A 24,140-nucleotide genomic window follows, 5' to 3' on the forward strand; every position below is an offset into this window, starting at 1 on the left:
GGACCTTCGGTCCTCTTTTTTATTTAACGCTCAATTATGGTTTAACCACCACCAGCACCTGAATCGCTTCAGGGGTTACAGAAAGACCATCTAGCAGGCCCAAGCCTTCTTTCTGGAATTTCTGTAAGCGCTCGATTTCATCTTCACGAATACTTGGGTTGAATTGCTTAAGGTAGCTTAAACGGTCAATTTCATACTGCCACTTCGCACTATAATGCTCTTTGGCTTGCTGCATCAATTCTGGCAATGATCCCTTGGCAATCTCTAAAGCTTGCGCATAACGGGTTTCAATCACTTCACGGCGCGCTTTTACGACCTGACGGCAGCTATTGCCATCCAAATGATGCAGATACGGACGTAAAATGCTTGGATCAATCTTGGCAGACAAATCCTGACCATTTTCACTGAGTAATACGCGAATCAGTTGTTTCGGTAAGCTTGATGGCAAGTTTAAGGCTTTCGGTGCCACCACATCGACCTTAAACCAGACTTCAAGCAATACCGAGCCTTGTTTCAATGCATTCGATTTCAACAAAGCCACATTGGTACTACCAAATGACTGGGTGCGGATCATCTCCATCACACTTTCAATAAATGGATGTTCCAGCGTCAAGTATTGTGCATCTTCACGGATTTGTGCCTGATCACGATAGAACGTCGCCGTCATCCCTTCTTCGTCTAGAGTTAGACCTTGAACCTGCATCTGATCGGTCGGCTTGATGATCACGGTACCGTTGCTTTGCTCATCAAAATCAATATTGGTTGATGACATGAAACGCTTCACAAACATGGGCAAAGTGGTATTGTCATCATAATCTTCAAGCGCTTGCACGATACCCTGCGCAACCACTGGACGGCATGAATTGTACTCAAGCAAACGGTCACGACCTGCCTGTAATTCAGCTTCCAGCGCTTGACGCTGTACATTGACTTCTTCAAGCAGGTCTTCAAAGGTCTGGCCTTGATCTGCGAGTAAGCAATCTTTTAGCTCAACAATAAAATTCTCTTGTAGCGTTTGCGCTGTTGGAGAAATATTGCTGAAAATATTCAGTGCTTCGTTGTACCAGCGGAACATACGCTCTTGCGCTGTGCCCACGAGGTAAGGTACATGAATCTGGATACGGTTTTCCTGACCAATACGATCCAGACGACCAATACGCTGCTCAAGGACGTCCGGGTTTGCTGGCAAATCAAATAAAATCAAATCACTGGCGAACTGGAAGTTACGCCCTTCTGAACCAATCTCAGAACACAACAGGATTTGAGCGCCATAACTGTCTTCGGCAAAGTAAGCCGCAGCTTGGTCACGTTCGAGCAGGCTCATGCCTTCATGGAACATCGCGGTACGAATCCCAGCATGTAAACGTAGAACATTTTCCAATGCTTCAACCACAGGACCACTGCGGGCAATCAACAACACTTTTTTGTGTTTTAATTCTTTACGCAGCACTTCCATCAACCAAGGCACACGCGGATCATTTTCCATCCATGCGCCATCGAGTTGACCTTCTTCTGGCCACATCTGTTCGCGCATTTTGCCGTCCATTGACCAGTCTTCTGGCGCTGGTAAAGGCGCTGGCTGGCAATCACGTCCCGGGAAGCCCTGAATCGCTTCACGGGTGTTACGGAACAGGATACGACCTGTGCCGTGGCGGTCTAATAATTCATGAATCGCACGCATACGCTGTTCAGGCTGATCATCAATCCGATGACCCAATAAGCCTTCCAGTGCAGCCAGATGCTCTTCTGTTAAGGCCTCATCTGACATCAATACTTCTGCAATTTTCGCAGTTTGCTGGTATTGCTCTTCTTCATCAAGGAAACGGTCAAGGCTGCTAAAACGTTGCGGATCAAGCAAACGTAAACGGGCAAAATGACTTTCTACACCCAGTTGCTCTGGGGTTGCAGTGAGCAACAACACACCTGCGGTCTGTTCTGCCAATTCTTCAACCAGGTCATAGCGATCATTGCCACCCTCTTCCTCACTCCACATCAAGTGGTGTGCTTCATCGACCACCAATAGATCAAAACCGGCTTCCATCGCTTGCTCACGCAAGTCATCATGGTCAACCATCAGGTCAACGCTGGCAATAATGCATTGTTCAGTCAGGAACGGATTTAAATCAGGATCATGTTCTTTGATCGATGCGGTACGGGTCAAATCAAATAAAGAGAATTGCAAATTGAAACGGCGACGCATTTCAATCATCCACTGATATTGCAATGAATCAGGCACCAAAATCAGAATGCGTTCTGAACGGCCTGTTTTCAGTTGCTGGTGAATGATTAAACCTGCTTCAATGGTTTTACCCAAGCCAACTTCATCCGCCAGTAAAACACGCGGAGCAAAACGTTTACCGACTTCATGTGCGATATAAAGCTGGTGTGGAATCAAGCCTACACGCGCACCCAGAAAACCACGTAAAGGGCTAGTATGCATTTGCGCCTGCAATAACATGGCTTCAATACGCAGGTCATACCATTCTTTATAATCAACCTGACTCGCCAGCAGACGCTCTAAAGGTTTTGACAGCTGGATTTGCGCACCGATACGGGTTTCGTTCAGTGACTTGCGCTCTTGTTCGCCATTTTCCAGGCTACGAACCACATCATAACGCAGTACACCATGACGGTCTTCAATCGACTCAACCGTCCACTTGATACCTTCCTGATCTTGGACTTCATCATTCACGTTAAAGATGATGCGAGATAAAGGCGCATTGTTACGTGCATAGACACGTGTTTCATCACTTTTAGGGAATAAAATGCTGATAGAACGTTCATCTACATCAATCAGAACCCCTAAACCGAGTTCAGTTTCAGTATCTGATAACCAACGTTGACCAATAGCAAACTGCTGCAATTTTTCCACCTTTATCTCAAGTTAGCCCACATATTTTATGCCCTGACTCCAATAAAAGTTAAGGCATTTTATGTAGTTTTCAACGATGTATTTTGACACAAAGCATCATTAAATAGCGTGCATCACATCGTGTTTCATAAAAAAGTTTTTAGACTAAAACGGTACCGCGCAATCAAAGGTCAGTTGCGCGCCTGTTTTAGGATGAGCGAAGCTTAATTGCGTGGCATGTAAGCACAAACGCGCATAAAGCTGCTGCTGTTCTGGTGTGGCATATAAGGTATCGCCTAGAATCGGATGACCTAAATATTGCATATGCACACGAAGCTGATGTGAACGCCCTGTAATCGGAATCAGTTTCACCCGGGTTACAGCTTGTCCTTGAATTTCTAAATGCTCAATCGCTTGCCATTCCGTTAATGCCGGTTTGTGATGCGTGGCATCAACAATATGTAATGGCGGACGGCTTGGGTCATAAATCACAGGTATATCGACGCTGCCCTGACCTTCTAAATGGCCAGCAACCAAAGCTTGATAAATTTTTGAAGTTTGACGATCCTGAAACTGACGTGAAATCGTGCTCTGTCCAAATTTGGATAAGCCAAACACCAGAATACCTGAAGTGTCACGATCGAGACGATGAATCAGTAAGGTTTTGGGTTCTAGTTCTAATAGACGATTGATTAAGCAATCTTGTAAATCTGGCGTTTTCCCAGGTACCGTGAGTAAGCCTGCCGGTTTATGGATGACCATAAAATCTTCATCACGATGAATCAAATGTTCACTTAGAAAATCACTCAAGGTAGCCTTCCAACGACTGGATGAAAACAAGCGGGCAATCATAAAAAGCTTGGCGCTGAATTACAATGCATGACACGTATTTTTACTGATTTTTTTCGTGTTTCTCTCGATTTTTCATCCAGATTCGAATTTAAATGATGATTTAGGTGTGTTGCTCTAGAAATTGTTGAATCGCATGCTGGGCAATTTCTGCATCTTGGAAAGATTGTACCCCCGAAACCCCAACAGCTCCCACCACCTGTCCTTGATAGACAATCGGCTCACCGCCTTCCAGCATGCCTTTCGCAGCATTGATGGTTAAAAAGCCGATTTTGCCATCACGGATCATATCTTCGGATGCCTTGGTTGCTCTGCGGCTGACCGCGGCAGAATGTGCTTTTTCCTGACAAATCTGTGTCGATAATACCGATGCGCCATCCATGCGCTTCATCATTAACAAGGTGCCACCGTCATCGACAACAGCAATGCTGACATTAAAATTATGTGCTGTCGCATATTGTGCTGCTGCATCAACCAGAATTTCCACATCCGCCGCAGTTAAATAATGTTTAGTTTTCATTGTTACTCCATTCCCATGAGTCTGTTATCAAAAGCTTATTTTTTAAAAAATATAGAAGCGCTCTCTATCACCTACGCCAATCAAAACGTAAATGCTTTGCAGCAGTCGCAGACCAACGCAAATATAGTTTATTATTCAAGCATTATTTTGACTGGCGGTACAATAAAGATTATTTATCTTTTTGTTGATCGCAAAGGTTTATCCTATAAACAGGTCGCAAATCAGTACGGTTGCGTTAAGGCCCACTCTTATTTTTTTAATACCTTAAGTTTTTTATTCATTTCAGATTAAAGATATATCCATTAAAAAAGCCCGAAAAAATCGGGCTTTTTTAGACATCACAACATTACTTCATTTCAGCAAAAGTTTCTTTTGCGGCCTGAATGGTATCGGCAATATCCTGATCTGAATGCATTGACGAAATAAAGCCTGCTTCAAATGCGGATGGTGCAAGATAGACGCCACGCTTTAACATGCCATGGAAGAATTTCTTGAATGCTTCCACATCACAGGCCAACATTGAATCAAAGCTGGTAATGTCATCCTGATCGGTAAAATACAAACCGAACATGCCCCCCACTTGCTGGGTCTTAAATGGAATGCCTGCTTCATCTGCAGCAGCCTGTAAACCGGCAAGTAATTTGGCGAGCTGTGCAGCTAGTTTGTCGTAGAAACCAGGTTCACGTAAATGCTTGAACATCGCGATACCGGCACGCATGGCCAATGGATTGCCTGACAATGTACCGGCCTGATAAACACCACCCAAAGGTGCGATGCATTCCATGATTTCACGTTTACCACCAAAAGCACCAACCGGCAGGCCAGCACCAATGATTTTACCCAACGTGGTCAAGTCAGGTTTAACCTTATACACCGATTGTGCGCCACCTAAAGCGACACGGAAACCGGTCATCACTTCATCAATGATAAACACTGATTTGTATTCATCACAGACATCACGAATCGCTTGCAAGAAACCGTCGATTGGCGTTACCAGATTCATATTACCTGCAACCGGCTCAATGATCACACCCGCAATCTCATGACCAAATTTGCTAAAGCATTCTTTTAAGGCTTCGATATTGTTATACGGTAAGGTTAAGGTATGTTTGGCAAAATCAGCAGGTACCCCTTTTGACGTTGGCTCACCTTCACCAAGGGTCAATAAGCCTGAACCTGCTTTCACCAATAATGAGTCTGAATGACCGTGGTAGCAGCCTTCAAATTTTACAATCTTGTCACGCCCCGTATAACCACGTGCCAGACGAATCGCGGTCATGGTCGCTTCTGTACCTGAACTGGTCATACGCACCAATTCGATTGAAGGCATGATGTCACAGATCGTGTCTGCCAGCGTTGTTTCGTGCACAGTTGGCGCACCAAAACTTAAACCATCTTCTGCCGCAGTTTGTACCGCCTGAATAATATCCGGATGTGCATGCCCCAAAATCATTGGGCCCCATGAACCGACATAGTCTACGTAGCGTTTGCCATCAACATCCCACAAATACGCCCCTTTTGCCTTTTCGATAAAGACTGGCGTACCGCCCACACCGTTAAATGCACGTACAGGTGAGTTAACCCCACCTGGAATATGTTTATTTGCTTGTTTAAATAGCTGTTCTTGCTTTGGAGATAAACTCATAAAAGGCTCAACCTGGAATCAAGGACGAGGAACGCTGTCGTTCCGAGAAACAATAAAAGCTCCGCAAAAGCGGATGCCTATAATTAGTCAAATAACGTTGCCCATGCAGTGACACGAGCAGGAATTTCGGCTGTTGATCGTCCTAATATATCACTAATTACCGCACAAAGGCTCGCCCCAGCCTCAATCACTACTTGAGAATTTTCCACAGTCAGACCACCAATTGCACAAATCGGGACAGCAAACTTTTGTTTCGCCTGTTTGATCACTTCGATACCGACATTACTGGCTTCGGGTTTGGTTGAAGTAGCATAGACCGCACCAAACGCCACATAAGTCGCCCCATCGGCAATTGCTTGTTCAGCCAATTCCAGTGAGTTTAAGCAGGTACGACCAATAATCACACCTTTTGGCAAACGTGCAGCAGCATCACTTATTTCCCCATCGGACTGTCCAAGATGGACACCCAAACCAAATTGTTCAGCCAGTGCCAGATCATCATTAATGACGAATGGCACTTGATGCTTTTCACAGAGTGCTTTGATCTGCTCGACTTCGCTTGACTGCTCTACCTTTGCTACCTTCTTGCGGCGATATTGCAAAATCGCAACCTTCCTGGTGGCTAATGCGATATCTAGTTTTTCAAGTAAGAGCTGGATTGGATCATCGTTGGTAATAAGGTAAAGACCGCGCATGAACGTTTCACTATTCACTATAATTACATTAGCTTCAGGGTATATTTTCTTATCTAAAATTTAAAGAGAGGGAGTGTATTTACATCATTAATCGTTATAAAACAGAATAAATAAAAAAAGCCGCCAAAGCAGCTTTTCAAACACCCAATCGATTTCAAGACTCAATTTTATCAAACTGACGATCAATCAGACTCAAACGGCCACGTGCAATATCCGACAGCATCCGCCAATCCGAAATAAAGCTATACAGTGGCTGCTTAAAGCTGGCAGGCTTATTATGTTCAAAAAAGAAATGCCCGACCCAGGCACAGGCATAACCCGAAACCAAACCATATAAGGCATATTTGGCCTGACGCTTACGAATGGCTTTGCTAAAGAAATACAAACCAATCGAGCTACCTGCCGCATGCAAACGGCGGCTGGCAATATTGCGATGTTCAGTTAAATAAAAGCGATAGAATTCATCATAGTTTTTAATCGGTAATGAAAATTCCACTGGCTGGGTGATATTGGCTGGGGCATTCATTTCTAGATCATCCTAATCCTGCAAGACTTTACACACGTTAATGCATTTTTTGTACAAAATAAAGTCATTGTGTGCCCTGCTTTCAATCCTTAAAACAACTTTACAATAATTTTTCAGATCAACAGTTTATACTCATTTATATATCTATCATTCTCGCTGGTCAGGAGTCATAACATCATGGAAATAGAGCTAAAATTTCAACTTCCTGAATCTAAGAAAAAAAGTGTTTTACAGGCCTTAAGCAAACAAAAAGCACAAAAAATTCAGTTACAGGCAAAATACTATGATACCGCTGAACGTTTGCTTGCTAAAAATTATGTGGCAATCCGTCTACGTCAAGAAGGCGAACATTGGGTACAAACCTTTAAAGCAGCCAGTAAGAATCATTTACAACGTATCGAAGAAGATATTTATTTAGGCAAATGTGCTCAAGAACCTGAGCTTGATCTGTCCCTCTATAAACATAATCAAACCGTTCAAACCGTACTGCGTGAGGTTTTAGGCGAAGCGCCAGCCGAGCTAGAATTACAGTTCCAGACCAATGTACAGCGTACTTTTCATGTATTCGAGTTTGAAGGTTCACACATAGAAGTCTGTCTGGATGATGGTGAAATCCGAACTCCAACTGATCAAGCTAAAATCTGCGAAGTCGAATTTGAGTTAAAACAAGGTTCAGCAGCAGACCTGATTCAATTTGCCAAAACCTGGGTCGATCAATATCAGCTCTGGCTGGATGTACGCAGTAAGGCTGAACGTGGAAATTTACTGGCTCAAGGCAAAGTCGTCTCTGCTGCCACCAAAGCGAAATCACTGAACCTAGATAAAGATGTTAGCGCTGAACAGGCTATTAAACAGATTATTGAAAATACCCTCAATCATATCCTGCCCAATGCAGCAGCGATTGCGGATGGCGTCGCCGAAGCGGATCATATTCACCAAGCCCGTGTCGGCTTACGTCGCCTGCGCTCGGCTTTAAAACATTTTTCCAACTGGTCGGCACAGATTGACCCGAAGTGGGAAAGCCAATTGGCAGATATTTTTAGAGCCTTGGGACAATCACGTGATAATGATGCCATTCAGGACTCCGTCATTCCTTTAGTCAAACAAGTCTGTGATTTTGATTTTCCCTTCCCTGAAAATGTCGACACCAATATTGCTGGATTATTAAGTGACAGCAAAACAACCCAGCTGTTTCTATCCTTATTCAGCTTTAGCTATAGTGAACATCAATCAAAATCCAAACTTTCTAAACAAGCTGCCAAAAGCTTAACCAAGCTGTATCAAAAGATACTGAAAGATGCAGCTCAATTTTCAAGCTTAGCGGTGGAACAACAACATCGTACCCGTAAGCGCGTTAAACAATTGCGTTATTGCATCGACTTTATTGCAGGGATTTACCCAGAAAAACAGGTTCAGCAATTTTTAAATAAGTTACAGCCGATTCAGGAATATTTAGGCTTCTATAATGACCTGTTTGTAGCTGAACATATCTTTGAGCAACAAGCTACCGAGCATCCTCAGTTTTTATTTGCTTTAGGCTGGGTTAAGGCACAGCAACCACATGTGGCAAAAAAAGCGGCGAAAAAGTTACAAGGCTTATCTGCTCAGGACGCTTTTTGGGATGAGAAGCAATAGCTGTATAAGGGAAAATCACCTCACTCTATTATCGTGCTGGCGGCATGGATACCGCCACAAATAATTTAAGTCCTACAAAAAAGCGGATACTCGGAAATGTCATCAGCAACCTGCGTGATATAAGCAAAGTAATGTTTCTGCGATACATTTTAATAAATACAAGAAATAGACAGGTTTTGCTGATGACAATGGTTTTGCCTACTTTGTCCGAAAACAAAGTAGGAAATCGCCTACGCGAAAACATCCAAACCTTATATAGCACTTGTGGCTGTGCTATTATTTTTTAATGAAAATTAGAGTGTTAAACTATTTATTCCACTTAAATCATTTACCGATACTTCCCAAAAATCTTCCACGTGCCATTATCTGCAATCGGATCACTATAACTATCATTACGCTGCTTCCGCGGCTTATCCCGTGCATCCACCAATTTAAAATGCGGCTCTACACTCAAAATCACGCCATTCATATAAAAACGGGTGCGGGTATAGTCGCTTTGTCCATGCTGAAACACATAAGTCCGTAAATCAATAAACTCACGATGCGCCACCAAAGCAGCGGTATCGTCACTCCCTAACCATTCTTGCATGGCAAAAATCTGATCGGTCTCAAACTGCCCACATTTTTCCAATAAGGCCGCAACACCGCGAAAAGTTTTCGATTCTTTGGCACGGGTTCTATTAATCCTGATCCGATCGACATGAAAGAAAAACAGCGGCAGGTTTAAATGGCTGGGTAAATGAATGGCATCCAGCACCTCATCTTCCATAAAAGGCTGACATAGCTGCTGCGCCCTCTCGATCAAAGGCTGCCATTGTCGGTAATATTCATCGACCTCATCCTTTAAACCGTAATAAATCGGCAGGCCTTCAACATGTTCTAAAAATTGAGGTGGATAGATATGCTGGCGCAGTAAGGCAATATCCGTTTTTAAGCTTTGAATCGCGATTGCATCTTGCATAGTCATTCTTCGAATTGCTTAGGCTATTTTAGGTTAAGGCAAAGGTTTAGTTTCGACAAGGCTTTGTCTATAATAATGTGTCTTAACTTGTCGCTGGAAAATCTCATGTCTCAAAAAATTAACGCTACCGATGTGACGGAAGAAGAAGCTTTAAATGCCGTATTTTTTGAGCGTGCCGATGAATTTATCAAACTCGCCAATGATTTTTGCCGTCCGCCAAAGGGTCAGCAAGCCAAACCCGAAGAACTACGTGGTCAGGTCAGCGCAGCCATGTTATTCGCTACTGCCCGTTTCAACACTTGGGTGGCAGCCAATAACTTTAAAGATGGCGAAGAAATGCGTGAAGCGAAAGAACAAGTGATGTCTTATCTGCTGCAACAGTTCCAGATGATGCTGGAAGATAATTTTGACGAATATTGTGAACAGTTCGAAAACTACTTACGTTTCCGCAAAAATGAAGATTTTCATGCCCACAAGCATGATCATTAAGCTTTGATGCAAAAAAGAAAGCCACCTGACCGGTGGCTTTCTTTTTGATTGCTTATTTCAAGTTTTGAGGCTGACCATACTGATCCGCCATTACTTCGACGAACTGATCCAGCTTGATATATTTTTTGATGGCCGCATTCACATCATCTTTGCTTAATTTAGCAAGTTCCTGATCACGTTCAGCACGATCCAGCAAGGTTTTGTTGCGCTCTAACTGACCTGTCAACATGCCATGAATATTACGCTCATCTTCCAAAGCCGTGACACGTTTTTTCATGATGTCTGCTTTGGCTGCTTCAACTTCCTGCTCGGTCACGCCTTTGCTTAACAGCTCATTCAAGACTTTATGCACCGATTGTGATACTTGCGCAGAGCGTCCAGAAGTATAGTTCGCGGTAATACTTAAAGTACCATCATTGATATCTGGATCCAGGTCCAAACCACTGCCAAAACCATAGACCAAAGCATTTTTCTCACGCAACTCTTGCGCCAGACGCGATGAAAGCTGCGAGTTACCCAAAATATGGCTCAGGATAATTAACGCGGGCGCATCTGGATGATATGAACCAACAGGCAATGCCAGCACGCTCTGGTAGCTACCGAATTCGCGCTGTTCCGATAAAGCATGCACTTTCTGCGCTTTATAGACGGTATATTGCCCTGTCACTTTGGTATATGGCTGTTTTGCTTTCCAAGAACCAAATGCCTTTTGTAAGGTCTTTTGCATTTTCTTGGCATCAAAATCTCCTGTCACCGCAATCTGTGCATGATCGGTCACAAAGAATTGATCATAGAATTGCTTCACTTGCGGCTGAGTCACCTCACTGATCTGTTTTTTCGCAAAATCAGGCTCAAAATGATAGCGCAAATCGCCAGGTTGATAGATTTCCAGAATTTTAGACAAGGTCATCGAAGCCACAACCGCAGGCTCGGTATAAGGACGATCCAGTACCGATAAACTTTGATTTTTGGCAAGATCAAATTCTGTTTGTGAGAATTTTGGCTGCTTCAGCACATCAACAATAAAGTTGAAAAAGTCTTCAAATTTGTCTTTTTTCGCCTGCACCACAATGGTAAAACCATTGCCATTCGAGCTTACAGATGCACCACCGCTGGCAGCAATCGCTTTATCGGTAATTTCTTGCAGACTATGCTTATCAGAACCACGCAACATCAGATAACTGGTTAAATCCAGTGTGACACCTTTACCAAATAATGCTTTTTCATCACCAAAATCCAGGCTAATGGTGGCATAGGTTTTATCATCGCGGGTTGCAGTCGGGAACAAGGCATAACGAATCCCATTCTTCAACTCGCCACGCTGGATTTTCTGTTCGTTTTTCTGTAATTGCTGGGCAGACTGTGACATAAACTGGGTCACTTCCTGCTTGTAAACATTTGGATCTTTTAACGGCTCAGGCTGCTCATCACTTTGATCCAAGGTTTTTGGTTTCTCTTCCGCCTTCAACGTCATCGCTTTCTTCTGGTCCTCAGGGGTTGGCAAAATATCCCCGGAGATACGATGTGAAGCGGTTAAAAACGCTTTCAGCGTTGCATTGGTATCTTTTAACTTTAAGGCCTGAACGGTCTTTAAGTCTTTGAAGTACTGGTCCCATTGTCCCTGAGAAGAGACTGCATAATCACTGAGGCGTGAACCTAAAGCTACCGCATCATTGGCAATAGTATCCGCGGTATTCTGGGTAATATTCTTGATCCGCTGTAACTCGGCTTCGGTGAATGGCTGACTGTTTTCCACGCCAGTTTTCAATGCATCATCGACTTTTTTCGCATCATGGCTTGGTGCATAAACTGCGCCCATAAACACCACGTTAAAGTCCTGATCTAACCAGTTTGCAGATTGCACTGCAGTACTGATCCCGGTCTCAACCATATTTTTATATAAAGGCCCGCTCGGCTGCATGGTATAGAGAGAAGGTGCCAGTGCCAGAATCGGTTGTAATTCGGTATTTTTTCCATTCATATAAATATGGAATTTGGCCAGATCACTGCCCTTCTTCACGGTGAATTGACGTTGTTCAATCTTGCTGGCGTCGAGCACAGGCACTTTCACCTGAGCAGGTACCGCGCGTGCAGGAATTGGACTGAAATACTGATCAATCTTATTCAGTACTTCGGTTTTATCAAACTTACCCGAAATGACCATAACTGCATTATTCGGTGCATACCAGGTTCTGTAGAACTGATTCAATTCATTGAGCTGAATCGACTTGAGCTCAGGTAAGTCACCAATCGGTAAACGACCTAAATATTGATTGCCATAGGCAGCTTTCCAGACCTGATCCATTAAAACTGCAAAGGGCTGATCCATACGGATTTCGCGTTCACGTTTTACGATTTCAATTTCAGAGGGTACAAATTTTTCCTGCAACACCAATTTATCCATACGCTCGGATTCGAGATACAGGATTTCATTCAATGCATTTTTTTCAGGACGAACGATATTTAAGTATTTGGTCGCGTAATAATCGGTGCTGGCATTGGTCATCAAGGTATATTGATCCAGACGGCGCTGGAACTCTTCACCTTTCACATTTTGGGTGCCTTTAAAAGCCAGATGTTCTAATAGATGTGCCAGGCCACCCTTACCTTTTGGATCATTCAGTGAACCCGTCAGGTAAACCGTATTGACATAGACTTTATTTTCTTTATCGTTTGGCGCCAGAATAACCCTGAAACCATTATCTAATTTATATTCTTCGATATTTTTTTCACTTTTTACGAGCACTGTCTGAGACCAAGACGTCGCACTCAACCCGATCAAACATAGAGAGAGAGTAAGCTGCTTAAAGCGCATTAACATAATTTATCCAATTATTTATGGTGATTTAAATCATACAGACAAGCTATGGTAGAGAATGATTCGCATTTTTAATAGTTATGTTTTGAAAAAAGCTGTTTATTTAAACAGCTTTTATCTTTGTTTTTGCACAATTTGAGCTAAAAATCAGATTGCCAGTTCAGCTTGCATATACAGTTTGGCATAACCTGAAATTTCGATACGCTCATCAGATTCAATTACGCAGTCTAAAACGCCACCGCGTGCTGATGCCTGAAACGCCACCAGTTGTGTCTGGTTAAGCTTCTCTGCCCATAACGGCACAATCGCCGTATGGATCGAACCTGTGACAGGATCTTCATCAATGCCGATCGCAGGGGCAAAGTAACGAGAGACACAATCAAACTTGCCTTCGCCTCGAGCGGTAATCGCCACGTCGGGCTGAGAAGCAGTAATCGCAGTCCGGATTTTACCCAAGCGTTTTAATACTTCCAGATCAGGTTGCTCATCCAATACATCCTGTACCGTTTCATACTCAATAATATAAGCTTGAGGATTGCGATACACCGCTTTAAATGGTTTGGTTAGCCCTTCACGCAGTTCTGACGGATAGTCAGATACAAGCGCCGCCCTACGGATCGGGAAGTTCATCTTGATTTTACCATCCGCATCCTGACTAACGATAAAAATGCCCAAATCACGGACATGAAACTGAATCGTTGTGGCTTTCGTAAAATCCTTAAACAGTACAAAAGCACTGGCCAACGTGGCATGACCACAAAATGCCACCTCTTCCAATGGAGAAAACCAGCGAATCTCATAATTGCTGTCATCAAGCGTTCGAACAAAAGCAGTTTCTGACAGGTTATTTTCCATTGCAATATTCTGCATCATCTGCTGATCTAACCACTCATCAAGCACGATGACTGCTGCTGGATTTCCTTTGAATAATTCCTGGGTAAAAGCATCCACTTGATACATTTTCATGGCATAGCACTCGCTCTATTTTTCCACTATTTTGACCATCTACAGACGAATTGATAGATACAGATTTTCCTAAATTTACGATACACCACAGCTTTTCATGTTTTAGCTGCTTAAATGATTAAAAATCAAGCCAAAAGTATATGCCGCTTGCTAACAAATCAGATCAAAAGTCCAATGATTTAGCATAATTCAAAATAAGCCATACACAATATTCACAATCAAAAATTTGAAGCTCTCTAAGGTATGAGATAGATAAAACTTGTGAGAAAAGCCATGCGTATTCCTGTTCATGCCATTGTATTTGAAGACTTTGAAACCCTCGATATTATGGGGCCGGTCGAATTATTTGGTTTACTGCAAGAACATTATCAAGTGCAGTTTTATAGCCTGAATGGCGGACTGGTTTCCAACAAACATGGGGTCTGTATTCAAACCCAACCATTTACTGAAATACAGACACATGCACAAAGCATTTTGCTGATACCAGGCGGAATCATCACTTTTGAACTCATGAAAAATCAGGAGTTTCTCGATCAGCTCAAAGCATTGGCAGATCAAAGCAGATATGTTCTGACAGTTTGTACAGGGAGTTCACTACTGGCAGCAACCGGTATTTTGAATGGTGTTAAAGCGACATCAAATAAAATGGCCTTAGAAATTGTACAAAGCCTCAATAATCAGGTGTTATGGCAAACTCAGGCACGCTGGGTGACTGATAGAAAGTTTTATACCTCTTCTGGCGTCAGTGCGGGTATGGATATGACCCTTGCTTTTATTCAGGACACGCAAGGTGAAAATATGGCCCAACTTTGTGCCGAAGAAGCCGAATACCTCTGGAACAGCAATCCAGACCTTGATCCCTTCTGTAAAGTGAAAGCTGAATAATCGCGCTAGCTGATGAGACCGGATCATTGATCCGTGATACTGGCGTCTTTCCAGAGCTGCTTTATGACGAATCACGATTGACCCAGCGTGGATGGCATTTATGCGCACTAATCTTTTTTAAGGTTTCATGTTGTATTCATTCTTTTAAAATGAGTAGCGCCATCCCGCTCAGTCGATTCGAACATCAAAACCCAAGTTCTCTGCAATCATTAAAGTTTGATCGAGGTTAATAATGGCCGCTTTTATTTGAGTCTCTTTCGGGTCTAATGCACTCAAATCACTGCCTCTTAAATCACATTCAGTCAAATCTGCACTGTGCAGCCATGCACCAGACAGATCACATTCCCGAAGTGAACTCCCACGACAACGTACTCCTGTCAAATCGGCTTCTCTTAACCGCGTTCGAAGAAAAGAGGCTTTCTCTAAATCAGCACCCGGCAATCCAACAAAAGCCCAGTCACTATCTTCCACCCGCATATGATGAAACTGGCAATCATTGAACATGCTGCCCATAAACTTAGAGTCAGTAAATTGACTATCAAAAAAATTACTGCAAACAAAGGTACAGTTGATAAAAGCGCTACTTTGATGGACTGAACCATTGAATCGGGCCCGGCGAAAAGTACACTCATTAAACACTGCACCTGTACTGTGCGCCTCAGACATATCTAAATCGACAAATAAAGTACGCTCATATTTCTGATTCCTGAGCACTTGCTCATACCAATCTAAACTGGCAATGCTGTCTGTTGTTTTGGGCGCAGCTTCACCATATTTTCTTTCAGCCATGATGTTCAATTTTTTATTTTTGAATTGTCCAAAATATGCCATGTCTTTAGTTTTGTACATGCTTTTTTCATGACAACCTTATCTATATTCCTCAATAAAAAAGAGCAGAAAAATCCGCCCTTTTAGTGAAAATAATTCATCAATCTTGCATATGTTCAATAATCGCTTGTGCAAATTCCGAACAACGCAGCAAGGTTGCATTTGACATCAAACGTTCAAAATCATACGTCACAGTCTTAGCTGAAATCGCACCTGAAATACCAGTAATAATTAAATCCGCAGCTTCTGTCCAGCCCATATCCCGCAACATCATTTCCGCAGACAGAATAATCGACCCGGGATTGACTTTATCCTGTCCTGCATATTTAGGTGCTGTACCATGCGTCGCCTCATACATGGCAATCGCACCGCCAATATTGGCACCCGGGGCAATACCAATACCACCGACTTCGGCGGCAAGTGCATCAGAAATATAGTCACCATTCAAGTTTAGGGTCGCGATCACCGAATAATCTGCAGGACGCATTAAAATTTGCTGTAAGAAAGCATCGGCAATTACATCTTTAATAATTATGTCTTTACCATTTTTAGGATTCTTGATTTTTACCCAAGGTCCCCCATCCAGCAGTTGTCCACCAAAACGCTCTATCGCCAGTTCATAGCCCCACTCTTTAAACGCACCTTCGGTATATTTCATGATATTGCCTTTATGGACCAAGGTCACAGACGGTTTATCATTATCAATCGCGAACTGTATCGCTTTACGCACCAGACGCTGGGAACCTTCTTTCGATACAGGTTTGATCCCGATACCACACTCCTTAGGAAAACGGATTTTAGTGACGCCCATTTCTTCTTGCAGGAATTTAATTACTTTTTTCGCTTCTGGAGAATCTGCTGGCCATTCAATGCCTGCATAGATATCTTCCGAGTTTTCACGGAAAATCACCATATCGGTCAGTTCGGGATGCTTGACTGGCGAAGGTACGCCTTCAAACCAGCGAACGGGCCGTACACAGACATATAAATCCAGTTCCTGACGCAATGCGACATTTAAAGAACGAATTCCACCGCCTACAGGTGTGGTTAACGGGCCTTTTATTGATATAATAAACTCGCGTAAAGCATCAAAAGTTTCTTCTGGCATATAGCTGCCGTAAATTTTGTCTGCTTTCTCACCGCAGTAGACTTCCATCCATTCGATCGAACGTTTGCCACCATAAGCTTTTAGCACGGCGGCATCTACTACTGCTTTCATTGCTGGTGTAATATCCACACCAATACCATCACCTTCAATAAAAGGAATGATCGGACGATTTGGAACATTCAGTGACAGGTCTGCATTTACTGTGATTTTGTCTCCGTCTGCAGGAACCACGATCTTCTGATAACCCATTTTGCAGGTTCTCCCTCATGTATTTAGCGATTATGTCGATGCCTTCTGTGGCAAGCTTTCGTTTTTTATTACATGAAACAGTTTAGTTCAAAACAGGTTTTTTTGAGATTTATACGGGAAATAACAACATTTTCCCATTAAATAAAAACCTTTATTGTTATGATGCCGCCCATAGCCAAAGCAGTATACAGATATGAAAATAGTCGTATTAAATAAACCTTTTGACGTTTTGTCACAGTTCCGTGAGGATTCCGCTCATCTCACCCTTTCCCACTTTATCCATGATCCTGATTTACGTCTTGCGGGCCGACTTGACCTTGATTCAGAAGGACTGATGTTTCTGACCGATCACGGTGGTCTGAATCAATACATTACCAATCCGGCCAATAAGAAATTTAAAACCTATCTTGCGCAAGTCGATGGCGATGTGACTGAAGAAGCTTTAGAGCAACTTCGTAAAGGCGTCGAACTGGCTGATGGTATGACTTTACCGGCAAAAGCGCTTAAAGTGGATCAACCAGAATGGTTATGGGAACGTGATCCTCCTGTACGTTACCGCGCCAATATTCCAACCAGCTGGATTGAACTGCAAATTTGTGAAGGCCGTAACCGTCAGGTGCGTCGTATGACTGCTGCGGTAGGTTTCCCGACGCTACGTTTGATCCGGACCAAAATCGGTGCAATCGATCTGATTCGTCTGGGCTTACAACCCGGTGAGCAAACTGAAATTGAACCGTTACTTTATCCTGATTTTAAAGATCTGCCTGAAGATAAACCGTATCGCTCTCGTTCTTATGTGAAAAAACCAGGTGGTACGGGCGGCAAGCCAATACACCAGAAGAAAAAAGAAGGTGATAAAAAAGACGGCGACAAGAAAAAATCAGGCACCAAGCGTATCTGGCAAATGGATGAAAGTGAAAAGCCACGTCGTAAGACCAATGGTACGACGCGTCCTAATACCAAAGCACCGCGTGGTCGTAGCCGTAATGGTCGTTAGAATTTAAATGTTTTAAAGCCCACGAAAGTGGGCTTTTTTTATGGGGATCATCTAAGTCATCATCCACAAAAAAGCCGATGCTTTCGCATCGGCCTTTTTATACCACCAACAAAACTGTCAGTAATATTTAAACTTAAGCTGTTTCAAGTGCTGCATTCAATGTTGCGCTTGGACGCATGACTGCGTTTACTTTTGCAGGATCAATGGCATAGTAACCACCGATATCAGCAGCTTGACCTTGTACTTGAGCAAGCTCAGCAACGATCTTCTCTTCATTGTCAGCAAGTGCTTTCGCAAGCGGCGCAAACTTCGCTTTTAACTCAGCATCTTCGTCTTGAGCCGCTAATGCTTGAGCCCAGTACAATGCCAAGTAGTAGTGGCTACCGCGGTTATCCAGCTCACCGGTACGACGTGATGGAGACTTGTCGTTGTCAAGTAGTTTACCTGTTGCCTGATCCAGTGTCTTGGCAAGCAATTTTGCGCGGTTATTGTCTTCTTTAAGACCCAACTCTTCTAAAGAAACAGCCAACGCAAGGAACTCACCCAAAGAATCCCAACGTAAGTGGTTTTCTTCGACCAACTGCTGAACATGTTTCGGAGCTGAACCACCTGCACCAGTTTCATACATGCCGCCACCCGCCATTAACGGCACGATTGACAACATTTTCGCAGAAGTACCCAATTCCATAATCGGGAACAAGTCAGTCAGGTAGTCACGTAAGATGTTACCGGTTACAGAAATGGTATCTAAACCACGTGCTACACGCTCAAGCGTATAACGCATTGCACGTACTTGTGACATGATCTGGATATCAAGACCTGCTGTGTCATGATCTTTCAGGTATTTTTCAACTTTCTTGATCAATTCATTTTCGTGTGGACGGTACGGGTCTAACCAGAAGATTGCTGGCATGCCAGAGTTACGTGCACGTGTTACTGCAAGTTTCACCCAGTCACGGATCGGTGCATCTTTCACCTGACACATACGCCAGATGTCGCCTTCTTCCACATTCTGGCTCATCAACACTTCACCCGTGTCTAGATCCGTAATGTTGGCAACGCCTGCTTCAGAAATTTCGAAAGTTTTGTCGTGTGAACCGTATTCTTCCGCTTTCTGCGCCATCAAACCGACGTTTGGCACAGTACCCATAGTACGTGGGTCGAAGTTACCATTCCACTTACAGAAATTGATCATTTCCTGATAGATACGCGCGAAAGTTGATTCAGGCATCACGGCTTTACAGTCGTAAGGTTTGCCGTCAGCACCCCACATTTTACCACCACCACGAATCATTGCAGGCATTGATGCATCTACAATCACGTCATTTGGTGAATGGAAGTTGGTGATGCCTTTCGCAGAATCAACCATCGCCAGTGCAGGACGGTGTTCTTGGCAAGCATGTAAATCTTCAATAATTTCTTCACGCAGTGAAGTCGGTAAAGTTTCGATCTTCTCGTAAAGACCGGCCATACCGTTATTTACGTTGATGCCTAACTCGTCAAATAATTTGCCGTGTTTTTCAAACGCATCTTTATAGTAAATTTTCACACAGTGACCGAATACGATCGGGTGTGATACTTTCATCATGGTTGCTTTGACGTGTAACGAGAACAGGATGCCCGCTTCACGACAATCTTCAAGTTCTTTCTCATAGAAATCGCAAAGCGCTTTCTTGCTCATGAACATTGAATCGATGATTTCACCATCCTGAAGTGCAACTTTTGGCTTCAGCACAATCGTTTCACCAGACTTAGTGATGAGCTCCATTTTCACATTACGCGCACGGTCTAAAGTCATTGATTTTTCACCGTGGTAGAAGTCGCCTTCATCCATGTGAGAAACGTGAGTTTGTGACCATTGTTTCCACTCGCTCATTGAGTGCGGGTGTTTTTTCGCGTAGTTTTTCACAGCAGCAGGTGCACGGCGGTCAGAGTTACCTTCACGCAATACCGGGTTGACTGCCGAGCCTAGGCATTTGCCATAACGCGCCTTAAGTTCTTTCTCTTCTTCAGTTGCTGGATTTTCTGGATAGTCAGGAATCGCATAGCCCTTCGACTGGAGCTCTTTGATACATGCGGTCAACTGAGCCACAGAAGCACTGATGTTTGGAAGTTTAATGATGTTGGTATCTGGATCTTGCGTAAGACGACCTAACTCTGCAAGGTTATTGTTTACCTTCTGTTCATCTTTAAGGTAATCTGAAAATTCTGCAAGTACACGTGCTGCAACTGAGATATCACTTTTCACAATCTCGATGCCAGCAGGCTTGGTAAAGGTCTCAATGATCGGTAGCAATGAATAGGTCGCCAATAACGGCGCCTCATCAGTCAGTGTATAAATGATTTTTGACTTTCCACCAGCCATATATAGCCCCTTGTGTTGGATTGAGTTATGGAAAACTGCGCTTGTGGCCCAGCTCCTAGAACCGATTTGCTTAAAACAAACTTGAGAGTATCAGCGTTCATAGCATACTAGTCAACGCCCTATCCCGTGATAACGACATTTCGCTAAAAAATACTACAATTATATATAATAGATACTGCAAGTTCATATAATTTGGGCCAAATGTTGCCTTTTCAACTACAAAAGCTTTATCTGGCAGAAAATGCCCAGCAAACTGATCATTTAGCAAACAAATAGGTGTTGATAAATAAATGTGCCCTATTTTGTCAGAATTTCATGAAACTTAGGTTAATGCTTTAGTGGTAATCGCAACCTAAATGTGACGCCTTCAGGCTGATTTTCAACTTCAGCACACCCACCATGTAACTGCATAATTGATCTAACGATGGCCAGCCCTAGCCCGCCGGTTTGAGCTCTGTTATGTCGACTCTCATCAATTTGATAAAAACGGTCAAATAGATAAGGCAAATGTTTTTCATCAATCCAGATGCCATGCGTCACAATACCAATCACACAATCCGCCTGTTCCCTTTGTACCATCAGAGTAATACGCCCCTGTTCTGCACCATAGACCACCGCGTTACTGATTAAATTGGCAATCGCACGCTGCATGAGAGCTTCATTCACCTTTAAATTCATTTCATCAGGAAGCTGAAGCATCAAGCTCATCTGCCGTTCTTCGATCAGATAATCAAAATAATCCGTCACATTCCGGATCAACCCTGGAATATTCACCAGACTTTTCTCAAGCCCGTGTTCTCCATATTCGGAACGGGCAATAAATAACATGCTCTCAATCATTTTGGTCAGTCTTTCGTATTCTTCCAGATGCGAATACAGCAGATTTTCCAGTTCCTCTTTCTGACGCGGTTGCGACAGCAAAATCTGGGTTTGCCCCATCAAATTATTAAGTGGCGTTCTTAATTCATGCGCAATATCTTCAGAAAACTGGGCCAGTTTTTGATAATCCTGCTGGATTTTATCCAGCATTTCATTCATGGCATGGCTGAGTTGTTGTACTTCGGTATTGCTGGTCTCAACCTGAATACGGTGATTGAGTTGTTGCACGTTGATTTTACTGGTTGCTGCAATCAACTCCCGCATCGAACGGAACAGGTAATGCCCGACCATAAAACCTAATAAACTTGATAATAGAATGCCCAGCCCACTATAAAAGGCAATTTTCCAGAAATATTGATTCAGGGTTTGATTGACGGCATACCATTGTTGACCTGCAATCAATTGATAATGCTGATCGCCATGTTGTACCGATTGAAATGCAAGCCGTGTGGTTGGCTGTTCAGGACTATTGTTCGTAAACTGGATTTTACTGGAATAGTTTAAGTGGGGGAGTTTGATGTTTAACGGATTGATTCGGATCAGGTCCTTACCCGCCTCTTTAACGATAAAGATACTATCCTCATGTCCGACCATATTTTCATACAGCTTGGGATATTTGCCCAAAATCTGCACGGTATAGGCATCTGTCAAAAACACTTCCATGCGTTTAATCCGTGCCGCAAGCGCTTTGTCCTGCTGGATATACACCATTTCACGAAAACTTTGATAAGACAATGTGCCAATACTGATAAAAACCACGCATGAAATCAGACTAAATGCAATTCTCAGACGCGAAGCCAAAGACAATCTATTCATCGTCATGGTCTTCTTTTAAATCGATTTTATAGCCCATTCCTCTGACCGTATAAATCAGCTTGGGAGAAAAATGGTCATCAATCTTTGCGCGTAGACGACGTATCGCGACATCGACCACATTGGTGTCAGTATCAAAGTTGATATTCCAGACCATAGAGGCAATTTGTGTTCGTGTAAGCACCTCACCGCGATGCTGTAGCAATAATTGCAACAGCACAAACTCTTTGGCGGTTAAATCGATTTTGCTCTCTGCACGATGCACTTCCCAACTTAAACGGTTTAAGCTGAGATTGGCAATGCTATAAATTTCTTGTTCAACCTTGGGAACACGACGTAATAAACTTTTGATGCGTGCCAATAATTCGATATATGAAAACGGCTTAACCAGATAGTCATCCGCCCCCAGTTCCAGACCTTTGACACGATCCATGACCTGATCTTTCGCCGTAAGCATGAGTACAGGGATTTTTGAAAATGTACGGAGCGTCTGCAACACTTGCCAGCCATCCAGTTTCGGCAACATCACATCCAGAATTAATAAATCAAATGCTTCTTCTTGCAAGCGTGACAAAGCGGCCATGCCATCTTTTGCAATCGCACTGGTATAGCCTGATTCATTTAATCCTTTTGCCAGAAACTGCGCAATCTTGGATTCATCTTCAACAATTAAAATATGCATCCCACATCTTAACCTTTTTTATTCAGCACAAAGATTACAAATCGGTAATCCAATTGTCATCATGGCCCGATGCATTTTTTCCTAGCATGTACTGAGGAAATAAAGATTTTTATTGCCAAACACGTCTTCATGAATTTTGGAAAATTGTATATGGACAAGCAATTTATACGCTTCACTTTGGGTTCTGTATTGTTGATGACCGCATCATTCAGCTATGCGCAAGATACAGCGCTTTCTGGCTATTATCTCTCCGCAAAAGTCGCGGCAGCCCAACTCAAAGCGGACAATATGGAAACCAGCTTACGCCCGGGGATTGGCAAATTTGTCGCAGGTGACGATCAAAAAGATTTAACCAATGCATCACTGGGGTTCGGTTATGACTTTGGCAATGGCTGGCGTACCGAAGGAGAATATACCTTTAAAAACGATGCCGAATTTACCAGCGGTTCAACTAACTTTCCAAACAGTCTCAACCATCATAAAGCCGAGACGCAGCGCCTGATGCTGAATGCTTATCGTGATTTTGAAGTCATGCAGAATGTCGCTGTATACGGCAATCTGGGATTAGGGGTTGCCCGTACCGAATCTTCAGGCTGGCAAGGTAATGCCTCTCGCCAATATCTTTCCAATACCGAAACCCAACTGGTGTATAGCATAGGTGCGGGTGCAAGTTATCAAGCAATTGACAACCTTAAGCTTGACTTGGGCTACCGTTATGTCGACTTGGGCAAAGCTGATAGCGGTCTGAATAACTTCACCAATGCACGTAACTTGCAAGATGAACAGATGAAAGCCCATCTTTATTCAAGTGAGTTCTATCTCGGTGCCAGATACGCATTCTAAATTTTGAAGGCACTGATCAGCAGTGTTGTTTTGCGTTTATACCGTATGTATTTGCCTTCATAACCACTGACGGGAATACATACCAAAACATTGATTAATCAAGGTGGAATATTGTGATGTATAAAAATCTATTCGCCATCGCTGCTCTCTCGGCTTCAAGCAGCTTGTACGCAGCGACAAACCCATTGAGTGTGCATGTACTCAACCAGCAGAATGGTCTACCTGCTGCTGATGTCACCGTTGTGCTCGAAACCCAACAAAAAAACCAGTGGATCGAAATCAATCAGGCCAAAACTGATCAGAATGGACGAATTACTGCGCTTTATCCGGCACAGCAACAGTTAAAGTCGGGTGTATATAAAGTGACGTTTAAAACAGGTGACTGGTATAAAGCCCAACAGCAACGTAGTTTTTTTCCCGAAATTCCGGTTATTTTTGAAGTTGACGGCAGTTTACCGCACTATCACATTCCATTACTGCTCAGCCCTTATGGTTATTCGACTTATCGGGGCAGCTAATAAAAAAGGACGCTAGTC

The 24,140-nt window shown here is 43.2% G+C and carries 21 protein-coding genes; 7 read left to right on the forward strand and 14 right to left on the reverse strand.

What is annotated here, in order from left to right:
- Positions 1–34: 34 nt before the first annotated feature.
- The 3 genes from rapA to J699_RS04895 all read right to left on the reverse strand — a co-directional run bounded on the left by rapA (position 35) and on the right by J699_RS04895 (position 4,220).
- A complete protein-coding gene (gene rapA, locus J699_RS04905) occupies positions 35–2,872 on the reverse strand; it encodes an RNA polymerase-associated protein RapA (RefSeq protein ID WP_032870445.1) in 2,838 nt (945 codons plus the stop codon).
- Between the two features lie 144 nt (positions 2,873–3,016).
- Positions 3,017–3,661 (reverse strand): RluA family pseudouridine synthase, encoded by a 645-nt coding sequence (locus J699_RS04900; RefSeq protein WP_171070881.1) that lies wholly within the window; start codon positions 3,659–3,661, stop codon positions 3,017–3,019.
- Between the two features lie 142 nt (positions 3,662–3,803).
- The gene (locus J699_RS04895; RefSeq protein WP_005231756.1) at positions 3,804–4,220 is read right to left on the reverse strand and encodes a GlcG/HbpS family heme-binding protein; all 417 of its coding nucleotides are present in this window, start codon (positions 4,218–4,220) and stop codon (positions 3,804–3,806) included.
- A 15-nt stretch (positions 4,221–4,235) separates the two neighbouring features.
- On the opposite strand from J699_RS04895, the gene J699_RS04890 reads away from it, so the two are divergent.
- The gene (locus J699_RS04890; protein WP_032870441.1) at positions 4,236–4,511 is read left to right on the forward strand and encodes a hypothetical protein; all 276 of its coding nucleotides are present in this window, start codon (positions 4,236–4,238) and stop codon (positions 4,509–4,511) included.
- 55 nt (positions 4,512–4,566) lie between these two features.
- Here J699_RS04890 and hemL read toward each other — a convergent pair whose 3' ends face one another.
- The 3 genes from hemL to J699_RS04875 form a co-directional block, all read right to left on the reverse strand.
- Positions 4,567–5,865 carry a glutamate-1-semialdehyde 2,1-aminomutase gene (gene hemL, locus J699_RS04885; RefSeq protein ID WP_032870439.1) on the reverse strand — a complete coding sequence of 433 codons (1,299 nt, stop codon included), beginning with the start codon at positions 5,863–5,865 and terminating at the stop codon, positions 4,567–4,569.
- Between the two features lie 83 nt (positions 5,866–5,948).
- Positions 5,949–6,560: a thiamine phosphate synthase gene (thiE, locus tag J699_RS04880; protein ID WP_032870437.1), complete on the reverse strand. Its 612-nt coding sequence runs from the start codon at positions 6,558–6,560 to the stop codon at positions 5,949–5,951.
- A 154-nt stretch (positions 6,561–6,714) separates the two neighbouring features.
- On the reverse strand, positions 6,715–7,086 hold the full coding sequence (locus J699_RS04875; RefSeq protein ID WP_005231759.1) for a DUF962 domain-containing protein: 372 nt from the start codon (positions 7,084–7,086) through the stop codon (positions 6,715–6,717).
- Between the two features lie 177 nt (positions 7,087–7,263).
- On the opposite strand from J699_RS04875, the gene J699_RS04870 reads away from it, so the two are divergent.
- Entirely contained in the window at positions 7,264–8,721 is a 1,458-nt protein-coding gene (locus J699_RS04870; protein WP_032870434.1) for a CYTH and CHAD domain-containing protein, read from the forward strand.
- 328 nt (positions 8,722–9,049) lie between these two features.
- Here J699_RS04870 and J699_RS04865 read toward each other — a convergent pair whose 3' ends face one another.
- The gene (locus J699_RS04865) at positions 9,050–9,682 is read right to left on the reverse strand and encodes a hypothetical protein (protein ID WP_032870432.1); all 633 of its coding nucleotides are present in this window, start codon (positions 9,680–9,682) and stop codon (positions 9,050–9,052) included.
- Between the two features lie 105 nt (positions 9,683–9,787).
- Here J699_RS04865 and J699_RS04860 point away from each other — a divergent pair, with 105 nt between their 5' ends.
- Positions 9,788–10,171 carry a DUF3144 domain-containing protein gene (locus J699_RS04860; RefSeq protein ID WP_004770279.1) on the forward strand — a complete coding sequence of 128 codons (384 nt, stop codon included), beginning with the start codon at positions 9,788–9,790 and terminating at the stop codon, positions 10,169–10,171.
- Between the two features lie 52 nt (positions 10,172–10,223).
- On the opposite strand, the gene J699_RS04855 is transcribed toward J699_RS04860, so the two are convergent.
- The gene (locus J699_RS04855; protein ID WP_032870430.1) at positions 10,224–12,992 is read right to left on the reverse strand and encodes a M16 family metallopeptidase; all 2,769 of its coding nucleotides are present in this window, start codon (positions 12,990–12,992) and stop codon (positions 10,224–10,226) included.
- A gap of 144 nt (positions 12,993–13,136) precedes the next feature.
- Positions 13,137–13,955 (reverse strand): PhzF family phenazine biosynthesis protein, encoded by an 819-nt coding sequence (locus J699_RS04850; RefSeq protein ID WP_032882924.1) that lies wholly within the window; start codon positions 13,953–13,955, stop codon positions 13,137–13,139.
- A gap of 273 nt (positions 13,956–14,228) precedes the next feature.
- Here J699_RS04850 and J699_RS04845 point away from each other — a divergent pair, with 273 nt between their 5' ends.
- The gene (locus J699_RS04845; RefSeq protein WP_032870427.1) at positions 14,229–14,840 is read left to right on the forward strand and encodes a DJ-1/PfpI family protein; all 612 of its coding nucleotides are present in this window, start codon (positions 14,229–14,231) and stop codon (positions 14,838–14,840) included.
- Between the two features lie 168 nt (positions 14,841–15,008).
- Here the strand turns inward: J699_RS04845 and J699_RS04840 are convergent, their stop codons facing one another.
- Together J699_RS04840 and icd are read right to left on the reverse strand one after the other, a co-directional pair.
- A complete protein-coding gene (locus tag J699_RS04840) occupies positions 15,009–15,629 on the reverse strand; it encodes a pentapeptide repeat-containing protein (protein WP_032870494.1) in 621 nt (206 codons plus the stop codon).
- 139 nt (positions 15,630–15,768) lie between these two features.
- Positions 15,769–17,025 carry an NADP-dependent isocitrate dehydrogenase gene (gene icd, locus J699_RS04835; RefSeq protein WP_032870426.1) on the reverse strand — a complete coding sequence of 419 codons (1,257 nt, stop codon included), beginning with the start codon at positions 17,023–17,025 and terminating at the stop codon, positions 15,769–15,771.
- A 193-nt stretch (positions 17,026–17,218) separates the two neighbouring features.
- On the opposite strand from icd, the gene J699_RS04830 reads away from it, so the two are divergent.
- Positions 17,219–18,022, forward strand: coding sequence for a pseudouridine synthase (locus J699_RS04830; RefSeq protein WP_032870424.1), 804 nt, complete (start codon positions 17,219–17,221; stop codon positions 18,020–18,022).
- Between the two features lie 133 nt (positions 18,023–18,155).
- Here J699_RS04830 and J699_RS04825 read toward each other — a convergent pair whose 3' ends face one another.
- The 3 genes from J699_RS04825 to J699_RS04815 all read right to left on the reverse strand — a co-directional run bounded on the left by J699_RS04825 (position 18,156) and on the right by J699_RS04815 (position 22,761).
- Positions 18,156–20,387 (reverse strand): NADP-dependent isocitrate dehydrogenase, encoded by a 2,232-nt coding sequence (locus J699_RS04825; protein WP_032870422.1) that lies wholly within the window; start codon positions 20,385–20,387, stop codon positions 18,156–18,158.
- Between the two features lie 327 nt (positions 20,388–20,714).
- Complete coding sequence (locus J699_RS04820; RefSeq protein WP_032870492.1) at positions 20,715–22,082, reverse strand: heavy metal sensor histidine kinase; 1,368 nt, start codon at positions 22,080–22,082, stop codon at positions 20,715–20,717.
- Positions 22,075–22,761, reverse strand: a complete 687-nt coding sequence (locus tag J699_RS04815; RefSeq protein WP_032870421.1) for a heavy metal response regulator transcription factor — start codon at positions 22,759–22,761, stop codon at positions 22,075–22,077. Before J699_RS04815 ends, J699_RS04820 begins: the two co-directional genes overlap by 8 nt.
- A gap of 150 nt (positions 22,762–22,911) precedes the next feature.
- Between J699_RS04815 and J699_RS04810 the strand changes: the two genes are divergently transcribed.
- Both J699_RS04810 and uraH read left to right on the forward strand, forming a co-directional pair.
- Positions 22,912–23,604, forward strand: a complete 693-nt coding sequence (locus J699_RS04810; RefSeq protein ID WP_032870418.1) for an outer membrane protein — start codon at positions 22,912–22,914, stop codon at positions 23,602–23,604.
- Positions 23,605–23,720: 116 nt separating this feature from the next.
- Positions 23,721–24,122 carry a hydroxyisourate hydrolase gene (gene uraH / locus J699_RS04805; RefSeq protein ID WP_032870416.1) on the forward strand — a complete coding sequence of 134 codons (402 nt, stop codon included), beginning with the start codon at positions 23,721–23,723 and terminating at the stop codon, positions 24,120–24,122.
- Positions 24,123–24,140 lie beyond the last annotated feature (18 nt).

Source organism: Acinetobacter sp. 1000160 (assembly GCF_000588715.1).
GTDB lineage: Bacteria > Pseudomonadota > Gammaproteobacteria > Pseudomonadales > Moraxellaceae > Acinetobacter > Acinetobacter courvalinii.